The 12,997-nt window shown below is 39.2% G+C and carries 11 protein-coding genes; 5 read left to right on the top strand and 6 right to left on the bottom strand.

The window, feature by feature from the left end:
* Positions 1-53 precede the first annotated feature (53 nt).
* The 3 genes from PF027_RS02345 to PF027_RS02335 form a co-directional block, all read right to left on the bottom strand.
* The gene (locus PF027_RS02345; protein ID WP_270877332.1) at positions 54-2,222 is read right to left on the bottom strand and encodes a heavy metal translocating P-type ATPase; all 2,169 of its coding nucleotides are present in this window, start codon (positions 2,220-2,222) and stop codon (positions 54-56) included.
* Positions 2,223-2,228: 6 nt separating this feature from the next.
* Entirely contained in the window at positions 2,229-2,438 is a 210-nt protein-coding gene (locus tag PF027_RS02340; RefSeq protein WP_442867887.1) for a heavy-metal-associated domain-containing protein, read from the bottom strand.
* 603 nt (positions 2,439-3,041) lie between these two features.
* Positions 3,042-5,915, bottom strand: coding sequence for an Eco57I restriction-modification methylase domain-containing protein (locus PF027_RS02335; protein ID WP_270877331.1), 2,874 nt, complete (start codon positions 5,913-5,915; stop codon positions 3,042-3,044).
* Positions 5,916-6,065: 150 nt separating this feature from the next.
* Between PF027_RS02335 and PF027_RS02330 the strand changes: the two genes are divergently transcribed.
* The 3 genes from PF027_RS02330 to acpS are packed head-to-tail and all read left to right on the top strand — an operon-like array spanning position 6,066 to position 7,664.
* Positions 6,066-6,803 (top strand): YebC/PmpR family DNA-binding transcriptional regulator, encoded by a 738-nt coding sequence (locus tag PF027_RS02330; RefSeq protein ID WP_270877330.1) that lies wholly within the window; start codon positions 6,066-6,068, stop codon positions 6,801-6,803.
* Positions 6,804-6,812: 9 nt separating this feature from the next.
* On the top strand, positions 6,813-7,301 hold the full coding sequence (locus tag PF027_RS02325; protein WP_270862590.1) for a peptidylprolyl isomerase: 489 nt from the start codon (positions 6,813-6,815) through the stop codon (positions 7,299-7,301).
* Positions 7,302-7,664 carry a holo-ACP synthase gene (gene acpS, locus PF027_RS02320; RefSeq protein ID WP_270877329.1) on the top strand — a complete coding sequence of 121 codons (363 nt, stop codon included), beginning with the start codon at positions 7,302-7,304 and terminating at the stop codon, positions 7,662-7,664.
* On the opposite strand, the gene PF027_RS02315 is transcribed toward acpS, so the two are convergent.
* Positions 7,658-8,797 carry an AI-2E family transporter gene (locus PF027_RS02315; RefSeq protein ID WP_270877328.1) on the bottom strand — a complete coding sequence of 380 codons (1,140 nt, stop codon included), beginning with the start codon at positions 8,795-8,797 and terminating at the stop codon, positions 7,658-7,660. The genes acpS and PF027_RS02315 overlap by 7 nt on opposite strands.
* Positions 8,798-9,003: 206 nt before the next feature.
* On the opposite strand from PF027_RS02315, the gene PF027_RS02310 reads away from it, so the two are divergent.
* The gene (locus PF027_RS02310; RefSeq protein WP_270877327.1) at positions 9,004-9,840 is read left to right on the top strand and encodes a hypothetical protein; all 837 of its coding nucleotides are present in this window, start codon (positions 9,004-9,006) and stop codon (positions 9,838-9,840) included.
* 71 nt (positions 9,841-9,911) lie between these two features.
* Here the strand turns inward: PF027_RS02310 and PF027_RS02305 are convergent, their stop codons facing one another.
* Entirely contained in the window at positions 9,912-10,403 is a 492-nt protein-coding gene (locus PF027_RS02305) for an EexN family lipoprotein (RefSeq protein WP_270864441.1), read from the bottom strand.
* A gap of 98 nt (positions 10,404-10,501) precedes the next feature.
* On the bottom strand, positions 10,502-12,133 hold the full coding sequence (gene hcp / locus PF027_RS02300; protein WP_270877326.1) for a hydroxylamine reductase: 1,632 nt from the start codon (positions 12,131-12,133) through the stop codon (positions 10,502-10,504).
* A 90-nt stretch (positions 12,134-12,223) separates the two neighbouring features.
* Between hcp and PF027_RS02295 the strand changes: the two genes are divergently transcribed.
* A complete protein-coding gene (locus tag PF027_RS02295) occupies positions 12,224-12,874 on the top strand; it encodes a Crp/Fnr family transcriptional regulator (protein ID WP_270877325.1) in 651 nt (216 codons plus the stop codon).
* Positions 12,875-12,997 lie beyond the last annotated feature (123 nt).

The raw sequence follows: 12,997 nt of genomic DNA, 5'->3' as shown, positions 1-12,997 counted from the left end.
TTTGCACTCATTGCAAGAAATTTGCATTAGCAAAATTCAAAACAATTTAAATTTTAAATTTTCGCAAATTTTAGGCGGATTGAATTTAGCACCACGGTTACCGAGCTAAAACACATTGCTGCTGCGCCAAACATCGGTTTTAGTAGTACTCCACATAAAGGATATAAAATTCCAGCCGCCACAGGTATGCAGATGAGATTGTAAAAAAACGCCCAAAAAAGGTTTTGTTTTATCGTCGTCATGGTTTTTTGCGACAAATTTATCAAATAAGCCAAATTTCGCAAGTCATTTTTGATAAAGATTATATCTCCGGCACCCTTGGCGATGTCGCTGCCTGAGTTCATCGCGACGCCTATGTCTGCGGTTTTAAGAGACGGAGCGTCGTTTATGCCGTCCCCTATGAAAAGGACTTTTTCGCTGTTTTTTAAATTTGCTATAAATTCATATTTTTGGCTTGGCAAAACTTCGCTTATGATCTCATCTACGCCTAAATTTTTGCCGATGAAATTCGCTGTTTTGGCGTTATCGCCTGTTAGCATTATGGTTTTTATGCCTTGATTTTTAAGTGTGTTTATGCACTCTACGGCTTCATCTCGCAAAATGTCGCTAAGTGCCACAAAGCCCACGAATTCGGCATTTATAGCCACAAAAATCACGCCAAAGCCATCGCACAAAAACTCATCTGCATTTTTTGGAATTTCAAATTCCACGCCGTTTTCATTTAAAAGCTCTTTATTTCCCGCTAGTAGCGTAAATTCGCCGTTTTTCGCCTTTATGCCTCGCCCTAGCAGGCTCTCAAATTCCCCGTCAATTTTAGCAAATTTAAGCCCTTTTTCTTTCGCAAATTTCACAATCGCCTTTGAAATCGGATGTTCGCTTAGCATTTGCACGCTTGCGATTAGTGCGAGATTTTCATCGCTTAAATTTGTAAAATTTACCGAAATTTCGCCTTTGCTTAGTGTGCCTGTTTTGTCAAAAACGGCGATTTTCGTATCTTTTAGGATTTCTAAAACTTCCGGGTTTTTCACCAAAACGCCGTTTTTAGCGGCATTTGAAATAGCACAAACTATCGCAATGGGCGTAGCCAAACCCAAAGCACAAGGGCATGAAATAATCAAAACGCAAATTGCGCAAAGCAGGCCAATATAGGCTTTCCCAGCGACTAGCCAAATCACAAACACGCAAACGGCGATAAAAATCACGCTTGGCACAAAGATATTTGCGATCTTATCGGCAAAGCGAGAAATCGGCATTTTTTTGCTTCCTGCTTCGCTGAGTAAAATTTTGATTTCAGCCAAAACGCTTTGGTGCGAAAATTTGGTGATTTCGACCTGCAAAATTCCCTCTACGCTCACGCACCCAGCATTTACCGTGTCACCGACCTTTTTAAAAACGGCTAAACTCTCGCCGGTTATAAGGCTTGTATCAATTTCAGCCGCGCCTTCTATGACTATGCCGTCGCCCGGGATTTGCGCGCCGTTTTTGACTAAAACTTTATCGCCGGGTTTTAGTTCGTTAGCCAAAATTTCGCTTGTCGTGCCGTCTGGGTTAATCAAAACCGCCTTTTTTGGGCTTAAATCGATAAGTTTTTTAATATAATCATTGGCTTTAAGTTTGCTTCGCTCTTCAAGGTATTTTCCTAGCAATATGAAAGCAATTATCATCGCTGACGAGCTAAAATACAAATTCGCCCACTCGTTTCCGCCCTTAAAATAGACAAAAATCGCACTTCCTAGCGAATACAAATACGCCGCAGACGAGCCAAGCGAAACCAGAACATTCATATCGTAGTTTTTGTTTTTTAGCGACCCATAGGCGTGGTAAAAGAAGTTTTTGCCACAAAAGCCTAGCACGACGGCGCCCAGCACAGCGCAAATCGAGGCTTTTACGGCGAAGCCGAAATTTGATTTCATTTCGATTAGCATTATAAAACACGCTAAAATCACGGCTAAAACGAATTTAAAAAGCATATTTTTTAAATTTCGCGCCTTTTTGGCTTCTAGCTCTTCGTAGTTTGTGGCGATTTCATAGCCTAGTTTTGTGATTTTCGCTTTTACGGCGTCTAGGACGGCTTCATTTGCGACTTCAAATTCGCCGAACCCAGCTGTGAAGCTCACATTTACGCTTTCTACACCCTCAATCTTGCGCGTAACTCGCTCGATTGCGTTCGAGCAATTCACGCAGGTCATTCCGACTATGTTTAGGTTAAATTTTTGTGACATTTGCGATTAAATTTTGGTTGCGCTAAATCCCAAATCGTCCATTTCGCTAAGAAATTTTTCCACCTCATCCGCGCTTAAATTTACGCTTACGACCTTGTTTTCTACATCGACGCTAATCTCGCCAAACTCCTCAGCTAGGGCGTTTTTGATAGTATTTGCGCAGCCGTTGCACATGATTTTTGGTGCGCTAAATTTCATAGTTTGTTTAAAAGACATTTTCGCTCCTTGAAAAAATTATTTTGCGATTGTATATCATAAAGTTAAATGTTCGGAATTTCGCTAGCGCAACCCCATAATACTGCGCCGAAAATTTGTCATTGCAAAAAGTGAAGCAAAATTTGCCTTCATTTGTCATTGCGAGCTTTCGCAGAAAGCGAAGCAATCCAGGGAAATTCAGATAAATTTTAATTAATTCAAATTCTCTCTAAATTTTACTGGATTGCTTCGAAAACTTCGTTTTCTCGCAATGACACTTTTTTTTGTCATTGCGAGGAGCTGTGAAACAGCGACGAAGCAATCTACGAGTTTAAAATTCTTTGCGGTAAATTTGCAAAAACGCTGACCTTAAATTTTAAAGTCGTAGATTGCCACGAAACGGCTTGCGCCGTTTCTCGCAATGACACTTTTTTGTCATTGCGAGGAGCGTAGCGACGAAGCAATCTAGTAAAATTTAAACAATGTTTGATTTTATAAACGGCTTCGCCGTTGCTGGATTGCTTCGAGCCTTTCGGCTCTCGCAATGACACGAAATTTGCGTTTGGATTATTTATGCTCGTAGATTGCCACGAAACGGCTTACGCCGTTTCTCGCAATGACAGATTAAGAGTTTTCGATTAAGGCGATTTCGTCGGCAGTTAAATCGTAGAGCTTATAAACAAGCGAATTTAGCTCGTTTTCGCTCTGTGAAATTTGCGATTTTAGGCTCAATACCTGCGATTTGTATTCGCTAAAAAAGCCTTGATAGTAATTTTTAAAATTCACTTCGGCGAGTTTGTCAGCGAATTTTTCTTTTTTGGCTTTTGCGTATTCTTTGATAAATTCGTCGATTTGTAAATTCTCAAATTCGGCGAGTTTTTGCGGAATTTTTTCTAAATTCAGCTCACGCAAAAATTCGGTTTTTACGCTTTGCAAATTTGAGTTTAATTCTATCAATTTATCAGCTAAATCTATAAATGGTTGTTGATTGTCGGTGAAAACTAACGGAAGTTGCTCTATTGTTGATTTGTTTATTGCCAAATAACCACCCGCTAAATGCTTGTCTTTAAACTCAATATTTAAATAATAAGTTAAAAATTTAGAATTTAAAATGGCTAATAAAAATTTTGGGTTAAAATTTTTAAAATCATAAATTCCATAGCAACCTACACCCAACGCCAACGGCTTGTCGCTATAAACAGCTTCAATTCTTTTCGTCATACCAGCAATAACAATTTTTGGATTATTCCAAAATTCAAATTTTGATTTTGCTATGATATTTTCATCAAATTTGATATATGGGTTTGTATAGATTTTTTTCATATACGGAATTTTTTGATTTAAGATTATATATGGGTCTATCGTTCCGCTAACTATAAATTTTATTCCATCGCTATTTTCATTTAAAAGTGGAATAATTTTTTGAGCTTCAAATCCAGTTGTGCCAGAATTTATTAAAATTTCAAAATCAGCAAAAGTTTTAAATCGTTTAAAAAGATTTTTTTCTTTTTCAAAATTTTCAATATTATTTAAATTGTTTATATCTTTTATCGCATATTCTTTAAATTCAATATCTGATTTAACTTTACCTAAAATTATAATAGGATAGACGCTAGCATCATCAAAAATAGGTAAATTTGAAATATTTACGGATTTATTTAATGAATTAGATTTTAAAAATTCAAGCGTTGGTTTTGCGTAATCTGCAATTAAAAGCTTATTTGGGATAATCCAACCATAAGCTCCATTTTCTTTTAGGATTTCATAACCTTTTATTAAAAATGGCAAATACAAATCCCAAGAACCAGTTAGAAGCGGAAATTTGCAAAGTATTTCTTTTCTATCATTTTTATTCATATTTTTTGCATTTACATACGGCGGATTGCCTAAAACGCAGTCGAATTTGAAATCAAACGGAAAATCTAAAAGCGAATTTCCGCATTTTATATTATTCGATAAATCAGTGAGTTTTCGCCCTTTTTGCGCGGTGCGGAGCCAAAGCGAGAGTTTGGCGATTTGCACGGCGTCGGCGTTAATATCCACACCAAAAAGGTTGTTTTCTAAAATTTGGGGTTCTATGTCGTATAACGGCAAAGCTTCGTTTTCGTAAATTTTGCGAAATTTATCTAAATTTTTGTGTTCGTTAATGAGAAAATCCAAAGCCCCGTTTAAAAATGCTCCACTTCCACAAGCAGGGTCGATGATTTTTAAACCAAGCAAAAATTCTTTATAAGCACGGATATTTTCTAGCGTTTGTTTTTCGTCCTTGCTAAGGCGTTTTGGGTTTTTTGGGATTGCGATTTCGTGCAAATTTAGCCTTGACTTTTCGTTTTCGCAAATCTCGCCTAGTGTTTGGCTAATGATAAATTTCACAATGTATTCAGGCGTATAGAAAATGCCGTCTTTCTTGCGTTTGGAGTTTATTTTTTCAAATTTTTCGCCGATTATTTGCGAATTTAACTCTTCTAAATCGCTTAGGCTTTGCTCGAAAATATGACCCAAGATATTTACGCCAATATCGCTTGCAAAGTCGTAAGATGAGAGTTTGGCGATATAGCTTTGTAAAATTTCATCGCTAAGCCTTAGCGAATTTAGCGTCTCATCGGTGGCGAAAAGTCCGCCGTTGTAGGCTGGAATTTGCAAATTTTGGCTTCCTTTGTCAATCGCTTCGAAATATTTCTGCCAAATTTGATAAAGCGACATATCGGCAATGTCCTTTAACTGGGTAAATTTATCATTTATTTCGCTAACCAAATTTGATTTTAAAAGCCCCATATCTTCGGCAAAAAGCACGAAAATAATGCGGTCGCAGAGTTTTTGGGTTAGGCTTAAAATCGTAGTTTGCGAAATTTGCGAATTTAGCGAAACGGCATTTTCAAAGAGTTTTAGGCGAAATTCACTAAAATCAGCGTAGAGTTTTTTAGAAATTTCTTGCTCGAAATTCTTGCTTTCTTTTAGCAAATTTAGCGTTGCGTTTGAGATTATGTTCTCAAAGCATAAAATTTGGTGAAAAAACTCAAATTCCGCACGGCTCATCGTAAAAAGGCTGAATTTTTCGTAAGCTGTCTTTTTGTCGATATATAGGCGAATTTCATCGAAATTTGAGATGATGATATAACGGCTTTTTGAGTTTGAATTGTGATAATTAAAGGCTTGATTTTCGATTTTGTCCAAATCGTGCGTTTTTTGGTCTTTTAGCTCGATAACGCCGATGACTTCGCCGTTTTGATTTAGGATTGCGCCGTCTGCTTTTTTGCCGTCGGTTTCGTTTTTGCTCTCTCGTTGGAGATTGAAATTTTGTGGATTTGTCGTTTTTAGCGTATAGCCCAAGCAGTTTTCAAAAATATCTTGCAAAAAAGCCGTTTGATACTCTTCTTCTTTTATGGTTTTTAGAAGTTCGATTTTAGCTTGAAATTTTAATAAATTTGCGTAGCGTTGTTCGAGCAGTTCGGAGTTTTGTGTCTGATTTTGTGCGATTTTTCGTTTGAAAAGTGGCATATTCATTTCCCAAAATTTTGAAATTTAAAAATTTTGTGATTTTAGCGAAATTTGATTTAAAATACTGCAAATATCCACCATAACACAAAATTTAAGCCAAATTTTGCTACAATCGCAGGTTTTTAAATTTTAAATTCACAAGGATAATTTATGGGACGAGCGTTTGAGTATAGACGAGCGGCAAAAGAGGCTAGATGGGGGAAAATGAGCAAACTTTTCCCAAAACTTGGCAAGGCAATCACAATGGCAGCCAAAGAAGGTGGCGAAGATCCTGAAATGAACGCCAAACTTCGCGCTGCAATCGCGACTGCAAAGGCACAAAACATGCCAAAGGACAATATCGACGCGGCGATTAAACGCGCCAGCGGTAAGGATAGCGCGGAGATCAAAACCGTATTTTACGACGGCAAAGCCCCACACGGCGCGCTTGTCATCGTCGAGTGCGCCACAGACAACCCTACGCGCACGGTTGCAAACATAAAATCAGCCTTCAACAAAGGCAAGGGCGAGTTTTTGCCAAGCGGAAGTCTGAAATTTATGTTTTCTCGCAAGGCAGTTTTTGAGACGAAATTCCCAGAGGGCGCAGATATCGAGGAGCTAGAACTCGAACTAATCGACTTTGGACTAAGTGAAATCGAGGTAAATGAGTTTGAAAACGACAAAGGTGAGAGCGAAAAAACGCTAATCATCTACGGCGAATACGAAAATTTCGGCACTCTAAATGAGGGTATCGAAAAGCTAGGTTTGGAGCTAATTAGCGGAAATTTGAAATTCATCGCCAACGACAAACACGAATTCAGCGACGAGCAAATCGCCGATATCGACGCGCTACTAGACCGCCTCGAAGACGACGACGATGTGCAAGCAATATATACAAATATCGAATAAGGAGCAAAAATGGAAGAGTTAAAAGTCTATGAAATCGACGAAAGCGCGCTATCGAAGCTAAAATTCGCCATAATCCACACAGACAAAGGCGACATGACGCTAGAATTATACGCAGACGAGGCACCACAAGCTGTAACAAATTTCGCTACACTTGCAAACTCAGGCTTTTATAAAGGGCTAAATTTTCACAGAGTTATCCCAAATTTCGTAATCCAAGGCGGCTGCCCTTACGGCACTGGCACAGGCGGTCCTGGCTGGCGCATAAACTGCGAGTGCGTAGGTCAAAAACACCGACACGAGCGTGGTAGCCTAAGCATGGCGCATGCTGGACGCAACACAGGTGGAAGCCAGTTTTTCGTCTGCCACAGCGCGCAACCGCACCTTGACGGCGTGCATACGGTATTTGGCAAGGTCGTGGATAATGCAGGATTAGCCGTGCTTGACGCGATTAGAGCCGGCGATAAAATCCTAGATATCGAGATTAAAGAAACTCTATAAATGCTAAAAATCGGCACGGATATTACCCAAATTTCCCGCATTGTAAGACTTCGCGAAAAATACGGCGCGAAGTTTTTGTGTAAAATTTTGCGCAAGAGTGAGCGGGAAATTTTCGTGCGCGATGAGAGTATCGCTGGGGCGTATGCCGCCAAAGAAGCTCTATCTAAGGCACTTGGCGTGGGTATTGGAGCGAAATTTAGCTTCAAAGACGCCAAAATTTACAAAGACAAATTTGGCGCGCCAAATTTTAAATTCACAAAAAAACTAAAAAAGAAATTCCGCATAAAAGCCTCGTCGCTTTCGATTACGCACGATAACGGCGTCGCGATTGCGATTGTAGCGATAAATTTGAAAACTTACTGAAAATCTGCGCTTTTGAGATAATCATACAGGCTTAGCACGCTTAAAAACAGCGTCAGTATTGCAGGGCCTAGTATCACACCCCAAAACCCAAAGGTAGAAATTCCAGCAAGCATTGAGAAAAAGATTAAAATTTCGTTGATTTTGGCAGGATTTTTGACAAGGCGCGAGTTGATAAATTTAATCACAAGTGGCTTTACAAAGCTATCAGCGATCGTCGAAATCATCACCACACAATAAATCAAAATGATAAGCGCGCCACTCGTCGAACCCCCGATAAAGACGATTAGCGCGGTAGGCACATACACGAGTGCGCCACCGATTGCAGGGATTAGCGAGCAAAATCCAAAAATCACGCCCATTAGCACAGGGTCAAATCCGTAACTTCCAGCAATCACCGAAAACAAAAGCCCCTGCAAAACGGCGTTAAAAATCGTCGAGTATAGCACCACGCTCATGGTGTTTGCGGTCTCTGCGAAGATATAATCAAGCTGCTCGGCTTTGACGGGAACGATTTTTTTGATAAATCCCGCAATATCGGCACCATAAAGGTATGAAAAGAAGCAAAAAATGATGATTAGCACCATATCAGCGATAAATTTTAGGCTCGATTTGCCCGCCACAGAAAAGTATGAAAACGCCTGTTTCGCGGTGGCTGCGATGTCTAGATTGCCCAAAAATTCCTTGATTTGCGCCTCAAATCCATTTAGTGCCTTTGGGAACTGAATATCCATATTTTTGGCGTTTTCGACCATTAAATTTAGGCTAGAAATGTCAAAATGCGCGATATTTTTCGTAATCTGCGTGCCAGCATAGATAAATGGCACAAACAGCACCACGCACAGCACCAGCGTCGTTAGAAGCGAGCCTAGGACCTTTTTGCCACGCACAAATGAGAGGATTTTGACATGCAAACCAGATGTCGAAATCGAAATCAAAACCCCAATCGCAATCGCCAGCAAAAACGGCGAAAACAGATAAATCACACAACAAAACAGAAATAAAATTATACCGATGAAAAAAATCTTGCTCGTTTTTGCGTTTTTCGCCCTAGCTTTGCCCAGCGGTTCGCCCTTAGAATCGACGATATTAGGGCGTGAGTGTGAAAGTGCGTCTAAATTTTCGTTATTTGCCAAATTTTTATCCTTTAAATTTCAAAAGGGGTATTTTATAAATTTAATTTTTAAATTTCAAATTTTACGCCAAATTCTTTCAAATTCGCTACCACAGGCTATAAATACTGCGCCGAAATTTTACCTCTCTTAAAATTCTGTGAAAACAAAATCAAACTAAATTTTAAATTTAAAAAGATAGAATTTCGCATTTTATTCAAGGAATTTTTATGAAAAAAATATTGCTGTTTTTATCTCTTGTGGGGCAAATTTTTGCTTTTGATAAAACTGAATTTGCAAAAGAACTTAGCAATTTAGACGCAAACAACTCTACCCAAACACAAAAATTGCTAGATTTGAGCCAGGAATGGCAAGATGAAAATATAGCAAATTTAACAAAGCTCAAAACCTTGAAAAATCAAGAATTTGTAGAATATTTTCTACTAGATCAAAGGCTAAATTTCTTACTTATTGCAACTCAAACACAAAATCAAAACAAATTCGATAAGACCTTAGAATTTTACAAAGAGTATTTGCAAGAAAAGGTCGATTTTCTGCTCTCAAACGGCACGGAAAATTTAGCCAAATTTAACGAGCTAGAAACCTGCGTAGGCGATCCATGCGGACACCCAACCGAAGTGCTAAATCTAGCTGGCATATTGCAAGCTCTGAAAGAAATGCAAAATGTAGATTTGCAAATCGTCAAAAAAATCAGCGCCCAAGCAGGTAAAGACTACAAGTCTTATCTATACGAACGCTCATTTACAGAGCAAAAATCCCAATTATTAGAACTTTTGCATGAAAAGAGCTTGGAAGCGCATTTTGAGGCTTTGGCTACATTTAGTAGCAAAAATGAAGAGATAGTAAGTGGCTTTCACAACTACTTTTTTTATCAATATTTAACAAGACTTTATACGGCTCAATTTTACGCTGGATTTTTGATTTATGATGATAAAAAACACGGTATTGGGTTAAATAAAGTTAAAAAGTATATAAAATTACACCCCGAAATTTGCACCATTTACCCAGAATTTTTGCGAAAAGAAATTGCAGAATTATGCAAATAAGATTATCGAAATTTAAAAGAAAATTCCGCGCCAGTATTTGGGATTTGCAAAGCAAAATTTTAAAATTTTGCCTATTTTACAATGATTTTAGCCGAATTTGCCACTGAAATTTCGCCCTGTCTAAACTCATTATAAATCACGGCGCAAAACTCATCATCTCGGTTTATCACAAGCCACATTTCATCTCCACTTTTGCGCTCAAACTCCGCACAAACCACGCTTCCCACACGCAAAGGAAGCGAGACGCCACTCATAGAAGATGGCGCGCCAAACTCGCCCTGCGCTATATAATGCGTGGTGAAATCCTGCACAATTGCTCCTATGCTAAGCTTGGCACGATTTGCTTCTAAATCCATTTTCGCCGCCACTTGCGAAAGCGCCGTGCTCGCGTTTGCACACTCTTTGGCTGTTTTTTTGGATTTGTTTTTTATGTCTTTGCACTGCGCTACTCGCTCTTTGGCTGCGCTTAAATTTGCCCTGTAATAATCCACGCTTTTTTCGCTTTCGCAGCCTAAAAAAACGGCGCAAAACGCCACAATAGCGCAAAATTTTATAAATTTCATTTTTAGCCTTTTTGTGAAATTTGAAGAAAGATTATAGCGAATTTGGGGTTAAAATTTGCTCGCCAAAACGGCGAGCATAAAAGGAGAACTATTATTATTTATCCAACAAGCAATCTCATATCGGCCTCAACCGAGCTAATGCCCGCAATGCCGAAGTTTTCGACCAATACCTTTGCTACATTTGGCGATAAAAACGCTGGAAGTGTAGGTCCAAGGTGGATATTTTTCACGCCAAGATATAAAAGCGCTAAAAGCACGATAACCGCCTTTTGCTCATACCAAGCGATATTAAATGCTAGTGGAAGTTCATTTATATCATTTAGACCGAAAATTTCTTTTAATTTAAGCGCAATTAATGCTAGCGAATAAGAATCATTGCATTGTCCTGCATCTAGCACTCGCGGAATTCCACCTATATCGCCGAGATTTAACTTATTGTATTTGTATTTCGCACAACCTGCGGTTAAAATCACAGTATCTTTTGGCAAAGCTTTTGCAAACTCAGTGTAATACTCCCTAGATTTCGCCCGTCCGTCGCACCCAGCCATGACGACAAATTTACGGATTGCGCCCGATTTTACAGCTTCTACGACCTTATCAGCTAGGGCGAAAACCTGTGCGTGAGCAAAACCGCCTACGATTTTACCACTTTCGATTTGTGTCGGTGGGGCGCAGGTTTTGGCCTGCTCGATTATGGCGCCAAAATCCTTATTTTCGCCGTGTTCGCCCTTAATGTGCAAGCAACCCTCCACGCCCACAGCACCTGTCGTCCAAAGTCTGTGTTTGTAGCTCTCTGGCGGGATTATGACGCAGTTTGTCGTCATTAAAATCGGACCATTAAATTTCTCAAATTCCTCTTTTTGCTTCCACCACGCATTACCGTAATTTCCGATGAAATTCGGATATTTTTTGAAAAACGGATAGTAGTGGGCTGGAAGCATTTCAGAGTGTGTATAGACATCTACGCCACTGCCTTGTGTCTGCTCCAATAGCATTTCTAAATCGCGCAAATCATGCCCTGAAATTAAAATTCCGGGATTTTTCCCTACGCCGATATTTACTTCGCTAATCTCAGGATTGCCGTAAGCGCCTGTATTTGCGCTATCTAGCAAAGCCATACCAGATACGCCAAATTTGCCAGTCTCCATGGCAAGAGCGATTAAATCATCAATGCTTAGGCTATCATTAAGGGTTTTTGCCAAAGCCTCTTGGATGAAAATATCAATGCTCTCATCTTCCTTATTTAGGGCATTTGCGTGTTTCATATACGCAGCAAGCCCCTTCAATCCATAAGTGGTAAGCTCTCTTAGGCTTCGTTTGTCCTCATCAGCCGTGCTTAAAACTCCGACTTCTCTTGCTTTTTGTGCAAATTCGCTTTCTTCTCCCTCCCAAAGGGCAAAGCTTGGCAAATTTGAACAATCGCCTAAATTTGCGATAAGCGATTTTTTCATTTCTAGGGTTTTTTTGATAATTGCGATAATCGCAGGATTATCGAAATTTGCGTTTGTAATAGTTACGAATAAATTCATCGTTACTCTGTGATTTACCTCTTTTGCTACGCTTTTACCCTGCGCCCTTAGCGCACAAGCTACGCTTGAAAGCCCTTTTGTAACATAAACTAACAAATCTTGCATAGCTGCAACTTCTGGTTTTTTGCCACATACGCCACTAATCGTACAGCCTGTGTTTTTAGCCGTCTCTTGGCATTGGAAACAAAACATATTTTCCATAATTTCTCCTTTGAAATTTGAAATTCAAGGCGCATTATAATATAATGCAAAATTAATTTCTGTTGTTATAACAACAAAAAGGCAAAATTTATGAATTTATCCAAAACCATACTTTTTAACGGCATAAGCGAAGATGAGATTGCAGATTTGCTCCCTTGCTTGGAAGCACAAAGGGCGAAATTCGCCAAAGATGAGATAATCTTTCGCTGTGGGGACAGCACTACAAAAATCGGGCTCGTGCTAAGCGGGAGCGTGGATATTGTCGTAAATTTCTTGCGCGGAAATAGCAATATTTTTGGGCGTATTACCAGAGGCGATATATTTGCTGCAAACTACGCCATAAGCGCAAAACCCCTAGAATGCGATGTTGTAAGCGCAGAGCCAAGTGAAATTTTATTTTTAAATTTGCGCAAAATTCTAACTTCTTGTGCCAAAAATTGCCCATTTCATCACAAAATCATCTATAATCTGTTTAAAATTTCAAGCAACAAAAACCTAAATCTCTCAGCCCGCATGATGCACACTGCGCCCAAGACTATACGAGAGAGATTGCTTTCTTATTTTGGTGAGCAAGCACTCAAAAACGCAAGCACCAGCTTTTGTGTGCCGTTTTCTAGGCAGGGGCTGGCTGATTATCTAGGTGTGGATCGAAGCGCTATGTCAAACGAACTTAGCAAAATGGCGAAAGACGGACTAATAAGCTATGATAAAAACGAATTTCGCCTGAATTTTGATATTTGAAATTTTTTAAAATTTGCAAAATTTTGCGTTAAATTTTGCAAATTTAACGTAATTTAATCAAAAAGTCCCCGTTCATCGGGGCTGGTTTCGTATCCTAGGACTGATTTTGCGCGCACGCTCATA

It is taken from the genome of Campylobacter sp. VBCF_01 NA2 (assembly GCF_027797205.1).
Taxonomy (GTDB): domain Bacteria; phylum Campylobacterota; class Campylobacteria; order Campylobacterales; family Campylobacteraceae; genus Campylobacter_B.
This window is presented reverse-complemented; position numbering and strand designations above follow the sequence as displayed.

Bases quoted from the DNA above. Each gene is read 5' to 3' on its own strand.
- PF027_RS02345 (WP_270877332.1), bottom strand. From the start codon at position 2,222: ATGTCACAAAAATTTAACCTAAACATAGTCGGAATGACCTGCGTGAAT.
- PF027_RS02340 (WP_442867887.1), bottom strand. From the start codon at position 2,438: ATGTCTTTTAAACAAACTATGAAATTTAGCGCACCAAAAATCATGTGC.
- PF027_RS02335 (WP_270877331.1), bottom strand. From the start codon at position 5,915: ATGCCACTTTTCAAACGAAAAATCGCACAAAATCAGACACAAAACTCC.
- PF027_RS02330 (WP_270877330.1), top strand. From the start codon at position 6,066: ATGGGACGAGCGTTTGAGTATAGACGAGCGGCAAAAGAGGCTAGATGG.
- PF027_RS02325 (WP_270862590.1), top strand. From the start codon at position 6,813: ATGGAAGAGTTAAAAGTCTATGAAATCGACGAAAGCGCGCTATCGAAG.
- acpS (WP_270877329.1), top strand. From the start codon at position 7,302: ATGCTAAAAATCGGCACGGATATTACCCAAATTTCCCGCATTGTAAGA.
- PF027_RS02310 (WP_270877327.1), top strand. From the start codon at position 9,004: ATGAAAAAAATATTGCTGTTTTTATCTCTTGTGGGGCAAATTTTTGCT.
- PF027_RS02305 (WP_270864441.1), bottom strand. From the start codon at position 10,403: ATGAAATTTATAAAATTTTGCGCTATTGTGGCGTTTTGCGCCGTTTTT.
- hcp (WP_270877326.1), bottom strand. From the start codon at position 12,133: ATGGAAAATATGTTTTGTTTCCAATGCCAAGAGACGGCTAAAAACACA.
- PF027_RS02295 (WP_270877325.1), top strand. From the start codon at position 12,224: ATGAATTTATCCAAAACCATACTTTTTAACGGCATAAGCGAAGATGAG.